Source organism: Peribacillus sp. P4_B1 (genome assembly GCF_056402395.1).
The window spans coordinates 1-501 of sequence record NZ_JBFUHM010000198.1 but is presented as its reverse complement, the minus strand read 5'-3'; the positions used below and the strand labels follow the sequence as shown (position 1 = coordinate 501).

Below are 501 nucleotides of genomic sequence, written 5' to 3'. Positions count from 1 at the left end.
GGCCATCTCAGTCCATTCAACATCCGGGGCCATCGTGGCGCGGAGCGCTCCGAGGTCACCTGCTGCTGAAGCCAGATACTGCCGGCGGACGACATCGCGCGGGGCGGTTGAGCGGGCAAATTCGGTGATGTCACTCAGCCCCATGTCATTTCCCCCTTGGCGACCTTGGGTCCGATTTGCGCCGCGATCAACATCCCGGAGTTTGGGTAGGTTTCGATCAGGGCAGCCGTAACGGCCGCGGCATTCGCTGAGCGGGCGAGGATCCGTTCGAATTCCTGGAGGTAGGACCGTGTGTAGTCGATGGCTGTGGAATCGTTGGCCGTTCCCGGCAGCCGGTGGCCTGCGATGACGAGAGCCGGGTTCAAGGCCCGCATCTGGTCAAGGAGTTCGATCCAGGCCGAGCGCTGTTCGGGGGTGGCCGTGTCTGCGGTCCAGACGTGTTCTTCCTGGAAGACAAGGACTCCACCGACGACTGCATTCTGATCGACGTTGTAGAGGTAG

At 62.3% G+C, this 501-nt stretch carries 1 pseudogene; it reads right to left on the bottom strand.

The annotated features are described in order from the left end of the window. Positions 1 to 134: 134 nt before the first annotated feature. Positions 135 to 501, bottom strand: a pseudogene (locus AC1DVK_RS27240) (hypothetical protein); the annotation flags it as partial.